This is a genomic window from Schaalia cardiffensis F0333 (assembly GCF_005886435.1).
Lineage (GTDB): Bacteria > Actinomycetota > Actinomycetes > Actinomycetales > Actinomycetaceae > Pauljensenia > Pauljensenia cardiffensis.
In genome coordinates, this window is record NZ_CP040505.1 from 219,602 (window position 1) to 234,798 (window position 15,197).

General features: G+C 57.7%; 9 protein-coding genes and 1 CRISPR repeat array. Of the genes, 5 read left to right on the forward strand and 4 right to left on the reverse strand.

Annotation, left to right across the window (positions count from 1 at the left end; all coding sequences use genetic code 11):
• Positions 1–229: 229 nt before the first annotated feature.
• Positions 230–1,471 (forward strand): N-acetylmuramoyl-L-alanine amidase family protein, encoded by a 1,242-nt coding sequence (locus FFA61_RS00870; protein ID WP_005962383.1) that lies wholly within the window; start codon positions 230–232, stop codon positions 1,469–1,471.
• A gap of 144 nt (positions 1,472–1,615) precedes the next feature.
• Here the strand turns inward: FFA61_RS00870 and pyrE are convergent, their stop codons facing one another.
• From pyrE to FFA61_RS00885, 3 genes are all read right to left on the reverse strand, one after another.
• Complete coding sequence (gene pyrE, locus FFA61_RS00875; RefSeq protein WP_040313555.1) at positions 1,616–2,185, reverse strand: orotate phosphoribosyltransferase; 570 nt, start codon at positions 2,183–2,185, stop codon at positions 1,616–1,618.
• A 146-nt stretch (positions 2,186–2,331) separates the two neighbouring features.
• Positions 2,332–3,156: an HAD-IIA family hydrolase gene (locus FFA61_RS00880; RefSeq protein WP_005962381.1), complete on the reverse strand. Its 825-nt coding sequence runs from the start codon at positions 3,154–3,156 to the stop codon at positions 2,332–2,334.
• An 820-nt stretch (positions 3,157–3,976) separates the two neighbouring features.
• The gene (locus FFA61_RS00885; RefSeq protein ID WP_005962379.1) at positions 3,977–4,477 is read right to left on the reverse strand and encodes a PH domain-containing protein; all 501 of its coding nucleotides are present in this window, start codon (positions 4,475–4,477) and stop codon (positions 3,977–3,979) included.
• A 58-nt stretch (positions 4,478–4,535) separates the two neighbouring features.
• Here FFA61_RS00885 and FFA61_RS00890 point away from each other — a divergent pair, with 58 nt between their 5' ends.
• From FFA61_RS00890 to cas2, 4 genes are all read left to right on the forward strand, one after another.
• On the forward strand, positions 4,536–5,186 hold the full coding sequence (locus tag FFA61_RS00890; RefSeq protein ID WP_131247279.1) for a TrmH family RNA methyltransferase: 651 nt from the start codon (positions 4,536–4,538) through the stop codon (positions 5,184–5,186).
• Positions 5,187–5,329: 143 nt separating this feature from the next.
• A complete protein-coding gene (gene fbaA / locus FFA61_RS00895) occupies positions 5,330–6,358 on the forward strand; it encodes a class II fructose-bisphosphate aldolase (RefSeq protein WP_040313554.1) in 1,029 nt (342 codons plus the stop codon).
• 248 nt (positions 6,359–6,606) lie between these two features.
• Positions 6,607–10,429: a CRISPR direct-repeat array (repeat unit 37 nt; unit sequence GTCTTAATGCACCTTATGGCGCGAGGTGCTTTCTGAC).
• Positions 10,430–10,721: 292 nt separating this feature from the next.
• Positions 10,722–12,737: a CRISPR-associated endonuclease Cas1 gene (gene cas1, locus FFA61_RS00900; protein WP_131247179.1), complete on the forward strand. Its 2,016-nt coding sequence runs from the start codon at positions 10,722–10,724 to the stop codon at positions 12,735–12,737.
• On the forward strand, positions 12,728–13,015 hold the full coding sequence (cas2, locus tag FFA61_RS00905; protein WP_005962374.1) for a CRISPR-associated endonuclease Cas2: 288 nt from the start codon (positions 12,728–12,730) through the stop codon (positions 13,013–13,015). Before cas1 ends, cas2 begins: the two co-directional genes overlap by 10 nt.
• Positions 13,016–13,051: 36 nt before the next feature.
• On the opposite strand, the gene FFA61_RS00910 is transcribed toward cas2, so the two are convergent.
• A complete protein-coding gene (locus FFA61_RS00910; protein WP_005962373.1) occupies positions 13,052–15,196 on the reverse strand; it encodes a hypothetical protein in 2,145 nt (714 codons plus the stop codon).
• Position 15,197: the final 1 nt, after the last annotated feature.

Below are 15,197 nucleotides of genomic sequence, written 5' to 3' on the forward strand. Positions count from 1 at the left end.
AATCTCCTATGTGCTGCCACTCACGAGTCTTTATAAATGTCGCCTTCGAGGAACATTCTGAAACGCTGAGGCGGAGAACCTGTCTCAAATCGAAGTGTCGACATTGTTAATTGAGTGCCATTCATGGCAGTGAGGCTCGGCTCACTTACACAGCGCGAGATCTTTCAATACTGGTACAGTCGGGCAGGTAATTCACGCATCTCCAACGATAAGGACCCTAGGACTGTAGATGAAACTCCTCCCGAACTCCGCCTTTACCGGCGCCGTTCTCTGCACTGCCCTATTCTCCCTGACCTCTTTTGCTGGAACGGCGATGGCCTCGCCTTCAGCGGATTCTTCAACACCAGAGGGTGAATGGACGCAAAGCTCCCTTGAACCCTCAGGCAAGTCCTCTCTTGTGGATCCTGATGATGAAGTGACTGAGGACCTTACCCAGTCTTCTGATCACCAGGCCAAGTACGCGCCGAGATCCTCGTTCGCTCCAGTCAACGGCCCGGAAAACGCGAACCCCGCTAATGACGATGTAGCTGATGATGCTGTAGTCGGAGAAGAAGTGCAGGCTGGGCCGCAGCAGGGCAGCGCGCAACACCCGATGGAAGTCGAGGATGGAACCTGGGTTGTCGACAACGGGCGTTGGAAGTACCGGAATCAGGATGGCACATTTCTGACCTCTCGCTGGGCCACCATTGATGCCGATGTGTATTGCTTCGACGCTTCTGGCTTCATCCGCACAGGCTGGTACAAGGAGGACGGGAGCTGGTACCGCCTAGCGGCGACAGGGCAGCGCCTAGGAGGATGGCATACCGAGGAGGGGATCTGGTACTACTTGGATCCTGACTCTGGTGAAATGATCACCGGACCCATCATGTCTGGCGGCGCAGAGTACTATCTTCACCCCAATGGTGTGATGGCAACCGGATGGGTGCACCACGCTCATAGGTGGCATTTCTATTCAGCTTCGGGTGCCGGAGTGCGCGGTTGGGTTTCAGACCGTGGTATGTGGTACTACCTGGATCCGCAAACCGGCGTGATGCAGACGGGCTCCATCACGGTTGACGGGGCCGACTACTACCTTCAGCCCACTGGTGAGATGGCGACCGGGTGGGTTCACCACGCTGATAGGTGGCATTTTTATTCAGCTTCGGGTGCCGGAGTGCGCGGTTGGGGTTCAGACCGTGGTATGTGGTACTACCTGGATCCGCAAACCGGCGTGATGCAGACGGGCTCCATCACAGTTGACGGGGCCGACTACTACCTTCAGCCCACTGGTGAGATGGCGACCGGATGGGTTCAACACTCCGATGGATGGCGCTTCTATGACCTCTCGGGTGTGAAGAGAACCGGGTGGATTCAGTGGGGATATTCCTGGTACTATCTGCAGCCCGGATCAGGTGTGATGCTCGCGGGGACGACACAGGTGATCGACGGTCAGCCGCATACTTTTATGCCCGACGGCAAGTGGGTCGGCTAAGCGTCTGAGTGCAGGTCCTCGGCCCGTTTTATGCGGGCCGAGGACCTGCCTTTGTGCTCAGAAATCCCCTGGAGCCAGACTCAGGCTTGAGAGTCAGGCTCGCCTCCGCCTGGGAGCAAGACTCAGCTCCGGCCAAAACCAGTCTCACGCCAGATCGAGATCCTCGAGGCCGAGCGCGTGGAAGTAGGGGAATCCCTCGGCTTCAATGCGTTCTTTCGCTCCGGTGGAACGATCGACGATGACTGCGACGGCAACGACCTCGGCCCCAGCTTCTTGGAGGGCTTTCGCGGCTTCAAGGGGAGAGCCTCCGGTCGTGGAGGTGTCTTCGAGGACGACGACGCGCTTGCCTTTCACGTCCGGGCCTTCAATGCGGCGCTTCATCCCGTGGTCCTTCGCGGCCTTGCGCACCACGAAGGCGTCGAGGTTGAGTCCGCGTGAAGCGGCGGCGTGCAGCATCGCTGCCGCGACCGGGTCTGCACCCATTGTGAGCCCACCGACGGCGACGTAGTCTTCGCCGGGCGCGAAACCGGCCTCTTCGAGAAGGTCGAGCATGACGTGCCCGATGAGAGGAGCGGCCTCATGGTGAAGGGTCGCCCGGCGCATGTCGACGTAGAAATCGGATTCGCGTCCTGAGGCGAGGGTGACCTTTTCGTGGATGACCGCGAGGTCCTTCACGAGGGCGGACAGGCGTGCCTTATGAGAGTCATTCGTCATGGCTCCCAGCCTAGCGGGCGCATGCACCGGGTGGAGCCGACGAGCAGATCCACCCGGCGCAGGCAGGGTGATCCACACCAGCAAAACTCCTTAACGAGTCAAACGCAGACCCGCCCGGCGCAGGCGGGCGCTCAGCCGATGTGCGCTTAGCCGATGTGCGCTTTGACCAGTTCGACGAGCTCTCCGATCCCTTCGTGGACGCCAAAGGGACGGTAGGGGTAGTCCTTGATCTGTTCGCGAGACGTGGACCCGGACAAAACGAGGTGGGTGCGCAGGCCCGCTTCCACTCCGGCCTGAACGTCGGTGTCCATACGGTCGCCGACCATTGCGGTGTGCTCGGAGTGCGCGCCGATCTTGTTGAGGCCGGCGCGGATCATCACCGGGTTCGGTTTGCCGACGAAGTAGGGGCGTTTGCCGGTGGCCGCGGTGATCATTGCCGCGATTGAACCGGTCGCAGGCAATGTTCCCTCATCCGAAGGGCCGGTCACATCGGGGTTCGTCGCGATGAACTTCGCTCCGCCTTCGATCAGTCGGATCGCGCGGGTCAGGGAGTTGAAGTCGTAGGTTCGGGTCTCACCGAGGACGACGTATTCAGGGTCCTGCTCGGTCATGACGTAGCCCGCGCCGTGAAGGGCGGTGGTCAGGCCGGCCTCGCCAATGACGTAGGCGGTAGATCTGGGAGACTGTTGGGCGAGGAAAGCGGCGGTTGCGTTCGCGGAGGTCCAGATGCTCTCTTCAGGAACGTCGAGGCCGGAGTTCGCCAGGCGCGCGGAAAGGTCCCGGTTCGTGAAGATCGAGTTGTTCGTGAGAACGAGGAAAGGAGTGTTCGTGTGGCGAAGCGCGTCAAGGAACTCGTTTGCTCCTGGCAGTGCGCGATTCTCCTTCACGAGGACGCCGTCCATGTCCGACAGCCAGGCTGCCACGGGAGGCATCTCGGCGAGGGGCTTGGGCGCGTTGTTCATTATCGTCATGTCTCCATCGTAGGCCTCGGGGCATGCGTGGTCACCGGCTCGTGGGTGAAAACACGGGCATTCGTCATGTCTTTTCGAGAACGAGGGCGGGGCATTTTCGGGGACGAGGGCGGGTCAGTGAAGCTCCTGGCGGGGTGGTGAATCTCGTGGCTGTGAAGCAAAGCGGCCTCGGTTTTGGCACTGCGAATGGTTATCCGGGGGCTGTGGCACAAGGCGAGGACGCGGCGGGCCCTGCTTCTTCGCGTGTCCATGAGCGTGGTGTCCGCCTGATCCTCGTAGCTCTTCTTCGATTGTGAAGGAATGAATGCGCAGGGTCGGGTGACCGGTATTCAAAGCCTGGGATCTGCTGTCGACGATTCTCTAGGCGCAGAAGATCAACGAGGTCATGGGTCGGCTCGTCAATGAGCTTCCATCTCATTCCTAGCGGAATCAGGGATTCATATCCTTCTTTCGCAACTACTGCTCCGCCGACAGTCACTGCTCTACCGACAAGCAGTGCTCCGCCGACAGCTAGTGCCACCGCAGCTGCCAGCGGCAATGCGGCTCCAGAACCTCATCAGCCCGCTGATTCGAGAGCACCCGCGATGAATCCTCCGGCCTCGGCATCAAGAAGGCCGGGGCCCACCGCTCCAGACGATGAGCTGGAAGCGATCTGTGTTCCCGCCATGAGGAAGGAACTGACGGTTCCGAGGCGACTCGCCCATTCGGCAGAACTGATGAGCTTCTCACGCAGAACTGATGAGCTCGTGACACTGAAACGCCAGCGGGCCCGCCCTTCGCTTCACGTGCTTCAGTCAGGCCTACTCGTGTTTCACTCAACCTACTCGGGGTCGGCATCCACCGCGCCTTGCACATCGTCAAACAAGAGGTTAGAAACCTCGAGCTGCACATAGTCGATCTTCGGAATGTCATGCAGGACCAGCGGGTCGTCGGAGGAGGTTTGCAGGGTGAGGGTCCCGCATCCGAAAAGGCGATCGACGAGGTCGCGCTCACTGGCGACATCGGAGATGCGCGACAGTGGAAGATCATGGCCACGACGATTGAGGATGCCATGGCGGGTGATGACACGCTTCGAAGTGAGCGTGTAAGTGGAGGACGCCCAACGAAGAACAGGCACGAGGAACAGGGGGAGCGTCGCGACGAGAACGATCGCCCACACGAAAGCGAGACTGAAAGGCTCCCATTCTGGCGGCATGTAGACGGTGGCAAGGATGCCACCAGCCAAAAGGAGGATCTCGGCGATGATATTGCCGAGGACCGCTTTAATGTGGGTTCGCATATGACGGACGACGATTTCGTCCTTCGACAGGAGCTGAGCCATGACCCCATCCTGTCATCTTCTCCCGACCACTGGCACTATCGTGGGCGCGGTGAGCGATATGAGTGACGAGACCACCCCCTTGGGTCCCATTAACGAGGGCGGGGCATCTTGTGGAGTGGGCCCCTGGGAGGGGCCAGTGCCCGAGGACCCTCGATACGACCCGGAGCTCCTCGCCCTCGGCGATCGGCGAAACGTGGAGGACCACTACCGCTACTGGACGATGGACGCGATCCGCGAGGACCTCAAGCGGCGTTCTTTGCCTTTCGAGGTGGCGATCGAGAACCTCGGGCATGACTTCAACATCGGGTCGATTGTGCGCACCGCGAATGCGCTCGGGGCCGCTCGCGTTCACATTGTCGGCCGTCGCCGCTGGAATCGTCGAGGAGCGATGGTCACGGACCGTTACCTCGAGGTTGACCATGTGGATAGTGCGCAGGCGCTCGCGGATTCGTGTACGAGTCGCGGCCTCGTCCTCGTGGGTGTGGATAATGTGCCGGGTTCCCTTCCCTTGGAGTCGACTGAGTTGCCGCGTAGGGCGTGCCTGGTGTTCGGGGAGGAGTCGAATGGGCTCAGCGAGGAGATGATCGACTTGTGTGAGTGTGTGGTGAAGATCTCGCAGCGTGGCTCGACTCGTTCGATGAATGTGGGGCATGCGGCGGCGATCGTCATGTGGGAGCACGCTCGGAAATTGAGCGCTGAACAGGAGTGAGTCTGCAGGGCCCCTGAACTGGCCACTCTTGCAGGGGTCGAGTGGCAAATGTGCACGTAGTCGGGACTTCCTTCCTCGCGCCAACTTCGTCGAATGTGGGAGGATTGACAGTGACGAAACTGTCATTTGATAAGGAGGCTCCTGTGCCCATCGCAACCCCTGAGGTCTACGCCGAAATGCTGAATCGCGCGAAGGCAGGCAAGTTCGCCTACCCCGCGATCAACGTCACCTCTTCGCAGACCGTTACCGCAGCAATCCAGGGCTTCGCTGAGGCTGAGTCCGATGGCATCATCCAGATCTCCGTCGGTGGCGCCGAGTACGCCTCTGGCTCGACGATCAAGAACCGCGTCACCGGCTCCCTCGCTCTCGCCGCCTACGCAACTGAGGTTGCGAAGAACTACGGTGTCACCATCGCCCTGCACACGGACCACTGCGCCAAGCAGAACATCGACTCGTGGATCCGTCCCCTCATGGAGATCGAGGCCGAGCAGGTCGCCAAGGGTGGTCTCCCGACCTTCCAGTCCCACATGTGGGACGGTTCGGCCGTGCCGCTCGATGAGAACCTTGAAATCGCCAAGGAGATGCTTGAGCTCTCCGTGAAGGCGAACACGATCCTCGAGGTTGAGATCGGTGTTGTCGGCGGCGAAGAAGATGGTGTTGTCGGGGAGATCAACGAGAAGCTCTACACCACCACCGAGGATGCCCTCAAGACCGTTGAGGCTCTCGGCATGGGTGAGAAGGGCCGCTACCTGACCGCCCTCACCTTCGGCAATGTGCACGGCGTGTATAAGCCCGGCCACGTGAAGCTGCGTCCGGAGATCCTCGGCACCATCCAGGAAGAGGTCGCCGCGAAGATCGGTTGGAAGGATAACCGTCCCTTCGATCTGGTCATGCATGGCGGTTCCGGCTCCACCGCCGATGAGATCGCCCTCGCGGTCGCTAACGGCGTCATCAAGATGAACGTCGATACCGACACCCAGTACGCCTTCACCCGTCCTGTCGTGGAGCACATGTTCCGCAACTACGATGGTGTGCTGAAGATTGACGGCGAGGTCGGCAACAAGAAGATGTACGACCCGCGCTCGTGGGGCAAGTCGGCCGAGGCCGGCATGGCTGCCCGCGTTGTCGAGGCCTGCCAGCGCCTCGGCTCGGTCGGCACGAAGATGGCCTGAGTGACGCTGTAGCTTTTCACAGCTCACAAAGGTTGTGGGGCCCGCGGCTTAAGCCGCGGGCCCCACTTGTGTTGTGACAGGGGCTCTTGTTGTGTTTTAACAGGGCTCTTGACTGTAGATCGTGTTCAGGGTGGGGCATTGAGGCGAGGTGATTGCCTTAATTCCCCGCTGTTTCTATCTGCATTTTCTATCGTGTGCTGGCGTTTTCTGTTCTGAGGTCACCGTCCAGGAGCAGCAGCTCCAGGAACTACTTGATGCACCTTATGGCGCGAGGTGCTGTCTGACAAAGTCGCCCTTTAGCTTTGAGCGAATTTCTTTCTCGGTCTTAATGCACCTTATGGCGCGAGGTGCTTTCTGACCGCAGCGTGAATAAATCGCCGGAAGGTCTGGCGTCCCGTCTTAATGCACCTTATGGCGCGAGGTGCTTTCTGACGATGACAACATCTCTGAAGGGCGCTTCCCTCTGGGTCTTAATGCACCTTATGGCGCGAGGTGCTTTCTGACCTCACGAAAGAGACTCTTGAAAGCATGCTCGCCAACGTCTTAATGCACCTTATGGCGCGAGGTGCTTTCCGACACGAAGCCCGATACGCCTCCCAATCACCCCAAGTGTCTTAATGCACCTTATGGCGCGAGGTGCTTTCTGACGATACCAAGCCTGAGTTTCTGGCAATCGGCCGGAATTGTCTTAATGCACCTTATGGCGCGAGGTGCTTTCTGACGCCTAAAGAATCCTGTCATCATACCCTTGAAAGAGGGGTCTTAATGCACCTTATGGCGCGAGGTGCTTTCTGACCACAGAAAAATACTCTGTAAAACCGCTGGAAATCCCGGGTCTTAATGCACCTTATGGTGCGAGGTGCTTTCTGACGAGAGAAAGGAAGATCACGGTCATGTGGATCGATCGTCTTAATGCACCTTATGGCGCGAGGTGCTTTCTGACGGTCGCCCCCAGGGTTGAGCTAAGTTTTCCGGTCGTGGTCTTAATGCACCTTATGGCGCGAGGTGCTTTCTGACCCAGCCGCGATGACACGAACGAACTCGTCTGGTGGAGTGTCTTAATGCACCTTATGGCGCGAGGTGCTTTCTGACGTAGGATTTGGGCACTTGATGTCGAATACGGGAACGGTCTAAATGCACCTTATGGCGCGAGGTGCTTTCTGACTATATACAATCTCGGTGGTGTGTAAACACTGCCAGAAGTCTTAATGCACCTTATGGCGCGAGGTGCTTTCTGACGAGTAATCACCACGAAATTCGACGAGACTGACCTTAGGTCTTAATGCACCTTATGGCGCGAGGTGCTTTCTGACCTCTCTCGGTTCACGACCATGCTTACGGTTTCGGTCTTAATGCACCTTATGGCGCGAGGTGCTTTCTGACCTGCGGTACGCGTAGGTGAGGGTCGCTCCGCCGCCGTCTTAATGCACCTTATGGCGCGAGGTGCTTTCTGACCGACGTTGTATCGGTCGAAATCCGAAACTAAAGGAGTCTGTCTTAATGCACCTTATGGCGCGAGGTGCTTTCTGACGTGTATGACCTGAGTCTCCAGGTCAGCGCGCCTACGTCTTAATGCACCTTATGGCGCGAGGTGCTTTCTGACCGCGACGTGAACAGCTACCTATATGATCTAGGGGTCTGTCTTAATGCACCTTATGGCGCGAGGTGCTTTCCGACACGAAGCCCGATACGCCTCCCAATCACCCCAAGTGTCTTAATGCACCTTATGGCGCGAGGTGCTTTCTGACTGATCTCCCACATGCGACAACTGATCTCCCACAGTCTTAATGCACCTTATGGCGCGAGGTGCTTTCTGACTCGTGGCTCGTAGCAAGCGCGGGTTCGGGTCGATCAGTCTTAATGCACCTTATGGCGCGAGGTGCTTTCTGACGCTCAACAGAGTGAAAGTAGCCCTTACATAGGAAGGGTCTTAATGCACCTTATGGCGCGAGGTGCTTTCTGACAAAGCAACCTCGCAGGGGGTCATCCTGCTTGAGGTGTCTTAATGCACCTTATGGCGCGAGGTGCTTTCTGACGTCGACGTGCGCACGGATGATGTCGAAATCGACGGTCTTAATGCACCTTATGGCGCGAGGTGCTTTCTGACCGATCGGCACGCCCTACGTATGGGGCGGCGTCGACGTGTCTTAATGCACCTTATGGCGCGAGGTGCTTTCTGACAAAAATGAAGGTGAGGTTCACCTTTATTAATGGCAAGTCTTAATGCACCTTATGGCGCGAGGTGCTTTCTGACGAGCTGGGACCGGAAGTTTGGTGCCCGGTACGATCGCACCGAGTCTTAATGCACCTTATGGCGCGAGGTGCTTTCTGACGAGAGAGAAAGGGGGCGATTCGCTTGGCAAAGGCGAGTCTCAATGCACCTTATGGCGCGAGGTGCTTTCTGACGACATTGGCATCGATGTCAAACTCCACAAGATCGGAGGTCTTAATGCACCTTATGGCGCGAGGTGCTTTCTGACGTCACGGAGGAGCAGTACCACCAAATCCTAGGAGGTCTTAATGCACCTTATGGCGCGAGGTGCTTTCTGACGCAAATCAGGCTAGTGCTTACAAAGATAGACAGACAGGTCTTAATGCACCTTATGGCGCGAGGTGCTTTCTGACTTTGCTGACGGCAGCAAACGTGTCGTGGTAAGTCTTAATGCACCTTATGGCGCGAGGTGCTTTCTGACTAAGACGGCATCCATGAGGAGCGCGCCCGCTGAAAGTCTTAATGCACCTTATGGCGCGAGTTGCTTTCTGACATGAGCTCGCTCAAGCAATTCTCATTGGCGACGGTGTCTTAATGCACCTTATGGCGCGAGGTGCTTTCTGACAAGCGATCAACCGCTACCTCGAGCGCCTCATGAACAGTCTTAATGCACCTTATGGCGCGAGGTGCTTTCTGACAGAAGAAAAATGGAAACTTACACTGGAGAGACTGCGTCTTAATGCACCTTATGGCGCGAGGTGCTTTCTGACTTGAAGTAGAGGGTGCCCATGGCTCTTCCTCCTCGGTGGTCTTAATGCACCTTATGGCGCGAGGTGCTTTCTGACTCAGAAAGGACACTCCGATGGCACGCAACACCAAACTTGTCTTAATGCACCTTATGGCGCGAGGTGCTTTCTGACCTCCCTAATGCCTACCTGGACTAACAGATGCCAGCGTCTTAATGCACCTTATGGCGCGAGGTGCTTTCTGACAGCGGAGCGGATGTCATATACGTTAACGCAATGTCTGTCTTAATGCACCTTATGGCGCGAGGTGCTTTCTGACCTCCAACACCATCAGGAGATCCTGTGGTGTTTGTCTTAATGCACCTTATGGCGCGAGGTGCTTTCTGACTGTGGTGAGGGTAGTGGGTAAAGAAGCGCCGGCACGTGTCTTAATGCACCTTATGGCGCGAGGTGCTTTCTGACAGTGGGTCCCCGGCGCCCCCAATATCCCCGTCTACGTCTTAATGCACCTTATGGCGCGAGGTGCTTTCTGACTTTGGGCGCACAGCGCGGACAACGTGGTGGAGATCGTCTTAATGCACCTTATGGCGCGAGGTGCTTTCTGACGAGATGAACGCATGACCAAGCGCGAAATCCGGACCGTCTTAATGCACCTTATGGCGCGAGGTGCTTTCTGACCTGTGTACAAGGAAATCTTGGAAGGTAAGGTATCTAGTCTTAATGCACCTTATGGCGCGAGGTGCTTTCTGACGCGATGAAGCGCGATTCGATGGAGTGGGGTTTAGAGTCTTAATGCACCTTATGGCGCGAGGTGCTTTCTGACTGATATGGGAGCAGGATCACGGTTCAAAAAGTGTGAGTCTTAATGCACCTTATGGCGCGAGGTGCTTTCTGACAATGTGGAAACGCAGGAAATGCGTCCTCACAACTTGTCTTAATGCACCTTATGGCGCGAGGTGCTTTCTGACTGAAAGGAGCATAATTGTGTTGGACACGGAAAGTCTTAATGCACCTTATGGCGCGAGGTGCTTTCTGACTCTGGCTTACGACAACCTCGTAGTTGGTCTCATCGACGGGTCTTAATGCACCTTATGGCGCGAGGTGCTTTCTGACTCCACCCCGAAAACACCGCCTGTGACCAGGTAGGATGCGCGGGTTATCGCCACCGACCCGAAAAGCACCACTCGAGTCGTCCAGCACCACCCCCATTAAAGCACATATACCCAGGTCATAGGGTGATCGCCACCGAAGCACTCATGACGCGTTCATCCGCCGGATCTCAACGCGTTCTTGCGGAAAAGTCGGCCTCCTCCCGGGGAATCTGGCGCAAGAGGAGCGCGAAACGGACACACAGACAGGCCCAAATGGCGATACTACCCAGTAACACCCAGTGAAGGGAGCGCGCATGGAGAGTGCACCAAGACGAACACCGACGCCGCCGATGCGCCCTCGAACAGCCGGCTACTTCTTCGGACAACCCCTCTATCGCCTACGTAGCGCCATGAACACAACGGGAGAGGAAACCAAGCTCTCCCCTGTATTCCTTCAAATATCCTCCGTTGAAACACTTGAACGTGCATGGCAGTCCGTCCTCGCTCGGGATGCGCAAGACGGGGTTCTTCAGCGTCAAAGTAAGAGAATCATTGAAAATGCGGACGAGTTCCTCAACCAACTCTCTGCACTCTTGCGCAACGGAACATACGAACCTGAGCCACTCAACCGCGTCGACATTCCCAAGGGAGAGCACGGCAAAACGCGGACCCTCAACATCCCCACGATCCACGACCGTATCGTTGAACGCGCAATCGTCGACACCATCGCATTCACAGCCGACCTTGTTCAATCATCCTGTTCCTTCGCCTACCGGACAGGAATCGGAGTTGACGATGCTGTTCACCACGTCGCCACCCTGCGAGAAGAGGGCTACCAATACGTCCTCAGAACCGACATCGAAGACTTCTTCCCCCACGTCAACCTTGAACACGCCCTCGAAGCCCTGCCCGAATCACTTCAAGAACGCGACCTCCTCGCCCTTCTCCGGATTGTCGCACTGCCCAGACGAGCACATGGGCAACGACGAGCCCGAAGCCGCGGAGTTGCACAGGGGTCCACCCTCTCACCCCTACTCGCCAACCTCTCCCTCACACGATTCGACCATGACATATGCGATGCGGGGTATGGGTACGCGCGATTCGCAGACGACATCGTCGTATGTTCTCCGCGCGAGCAAGACATACTCGACGCTATCGAGCTCCTCAGCGACCTCGCTGCAGCACACGGACTGAAACTCAATCAGGACAAAACGATCATGACAACATTCGATGAAGGGTTCTGCTATCTCGGTGTTGACTTCACCAGAACCAGACCAGATGCGGACCCGTACCACGACATCAAAGGACAGCCCGATCCGGACCACGTCATCTATGTTGGACGCGACGGCGCCCGCGTCCACGTGACAAAAGGCCGACTCATTGTCGACGGCACTGACGGGCTCCCACAAATGTCAATCCCCCAGCGATCAGTCAGCCGCATCGTATTGACCGGCAGCGTAGGGCTCTCAGCAGGAGCACGCTCCTGGGCTCTCTACAACGACATTGACGTCCTTTGCCTGTCGCGAAGAGGAACCTACCTCGGGCAGCTAGCGGGTCCACGATCCACAGTCAATGCGCGTCGACTCCTCGCTCAAGCTGCATTCAGCGACGATGAAGAACAACGCCTTCCCCTCGCGCGGTCCATTGTGAAGGCGAAACTGCGCAACCAAGTGCACGTACTCAATCGAATCGGACGCCGAGATACGAGGACGGATGTGAAATCTGCGGCGCAAGAGCTGAGAAACCTCGCCGAAGAGCTCACCCACGCGGACTCCATCAACGAAATCATGGGCCTGGAGGGAGCCGCATCCACCGACTACTACACAGCTTTGTCCTCGCTCGTGCCTGAAGATGTCGCATTCCAAGGACGCAGCAGACGCCCACCTCGAGACCTCGCCAACGCAGCATTGTCCTACTGCTATGCAATCCTGCTCGGAGAATGCACAGGCGCCCTCTTCGCCGCAGGCCTCGAACCCTCACTGGGGATTCTCCATTCCTCGACCGACAAACGTCCGAGCCTCTCGCTCGACCTCATGGAAGAGTTCCGGCCACTTCTCGTCGATTCAACAGTGATGGCCCTGCTGCGCACGCACCGACTACGGCCCGAACACGCCACCAGTGCACCGGGAGACGAGGACGGCGTATGGCTCAACCGAGAGGGGAAGAAGATTGTGGTCGACGGATATGAAGCCACCATGCAGCGGCATGTGAAAGGTGCACTTCCGGGCTTTACTGGAACATGGCGCAGACACATTCACCATGAAGCGCAACTCCTGGGACGAGCAATCATGGAACCCGACTACACGTGGACCGGCGTCGCATGGCGATGACCTACATCGTCGCCTACGACATCGCCGCCAACGGAAGGCGAAACCGAGTCGCTCACACTCTTCAAAGCTGGGGGTACAGAATCCAAGAATCCGTGTTCCAACTACGACTAGAAGCTGCGGATCTTGATCTCGTGCGCCAGAAACTCGAGTCGATCATCGACTCAATGGACGATGTCGTGCACATCTACCCGGTGTGTACCGGATGTGCGGCGCGCGCAGAAATCCTCGGAACAGCCGTCGCCCTCGACGACGTGGGACTGTACCGGGGATTGTGGTGAGCCTCCTCGAAGAGATGATTCCTTCCAATGCCTCTTCTATTTCTTCGATCGGCTGATTTTAAGAGGGACAGCCGCATCGTCGCCGAACATGTCCCGTGGAGCAATCCCACAACCAGGTTGAGGACGCCCAGTCTTCGAGTCGGTGCGATTATTCGACCTGTTCTCCTCCAGCGACATATATCGCACGGGTTTACCATCGGAGTAACCGAAGGCGGCTCGTTGGAGGGCCTGAATCCACGGGGTCTTGCGAAGTACTCCCTCCTTGTCGAGGATGAAATCCTCCGCAGCGTGAACAGTCTCCGCAGTACCCAAACAACCGCTGAGATCACGGTACATCGCAGCCAACCCCGAGTCTCCGCCCGCGCGGACCGCTCGCAGCCCGTCTTCTGCGAGTCGAACCTCGAGTACACCCAGGCCGTAGGGTTTCCCGAGTCCCATCCGCAGATAGCCCACGCGGTCTGTGCCCTTTTCGGAGGCGGGAACGAGATTCTCAGGTGTTAGAAGCCACACAAGGACAGCCAACTCGTTACTTGTCAGATCCTCGAAGCGAATACGGCAGCGCATTATGGAGCCTGGAGCGATCCACGACTTCGCAGTCATTCGGACTTTCTCATTCGACTGATCGACCGTCGTATTCTGCGTTTTTTCTTCGGGGAAACTCTGAGAATCGACTAGCTCACGATGGACTGGGTACACCGCGGCCCCTAAGAACTGTCCTTCGGAGTAATACTCCGAACGGGGGAGAAACTGATCCTTCTCTTGCGCGGGTGTCGCCCCAGACCTCGTTGTCAGGAAGCGCCTCGCCGAACTGAGTTTCGGGGCTAGCAAAGGGGCGAGACGACGGGGCTCCCTCAGAGGCTCCACATCATCGGTGTCGACCGCCCCGAAGAAGAGGCGCCCCTTCGAGGAAACATCCCCTCCACGGGCTCCGCTGGGGGCATCCCCTACGACGTAGCCGAAGAGCCTGTCTGCCGGTGAGGCCTCCTCCGCGCGCGATACGGGAAGGACTCTTTGAGCCTGGGCAAGTGCGCGAGGGCTCATCCGGTACGAGCGACGCCCCACCATCGTCGGGTACACGTCTACGACCCGGTCAATGCGAGAAGGAGTCCCATGCTGCGACGAATCCCGGTCCAGATTGACGAAGACGAGGATCCCGGGGGCGAGATTCGAGTTCTCTGAGGCTGCTCGATTGAGGAGATGCACGTCGCCTCCGGGACGATCATGCTGTTCCTGGTAGGAACGAATGACCGCATCGTAACGGTCGATGTGGTCTTGCGTCAGAGAGAGGACGACCCCGTCGAGAGATTTGCCCGTGTGATCCGTCTTGAAGAAGAACCGCTCGTATTTCTTTTCAGAGAAAAGATCGCCTGCATGTTTCTTCTCGGGGCTCGTCCGACAGGGGTATCCCCAGACATTCAGTTTTTTCGGATTGAGGTGTGGGGGGACCTGGAAGAACTCCTCCAGCTGGTCGTCGACCCACACGCCCGTCACCATGAGATGCTCCGGACCCTTTTCTCCCCGCCAACGCGACAATTGCACCTCGACTTGAGAGCCGTGACGAGTGAGGCTCCGGAATCGGGCGAGCACCTGCTGTTGTGTTGGTTGTGTGCTGCCCGGGTTGAGACGAATCGTCGGGTGACCATCGCGTTGGATGGATACGCCTCCCTTGTCCGCATCATCATCCTTGATCAGTGCGACGGTCTTCCCGGTCTTCCCCAGGCCGTCGAGGATCTCGACACCCAGACCGCCCTCGTACTCGCAGATTCGACCGGGCAGCAAACTGAGGGCTTCTGCGGGGTCTGAGCGATAGGTCAGAGCTTCCGCGTGATCGCCGAAGATACGAAAGCGCGAGGCTGTGAACAGCTCATAAGCGCGCGAGATCATGCCCTTGACCATCGTTCCTGGAACGACCGGGTGACGATCCGCGTCAATAGGCACTTCTACCGAGGGCCGGCCCTGATCGTCTTCAGTCTGTTCTCCGAAGACGAGCGGGGTTCGGACTGTCATCTCCACATCGAGGGACCCCGACCAACGATCTGCTCGGAGATGATCATGTCCCGTCGGCGTCTCTTCGCCGAAGACATCGCTGGGGAGAAAGTCTCTCTCGACATAGCCGAGGACGCTTGTGCGAGGAATCGGAACACGATTCACCGCAGAATGGAAAGGCTCGAAATCGCTCATG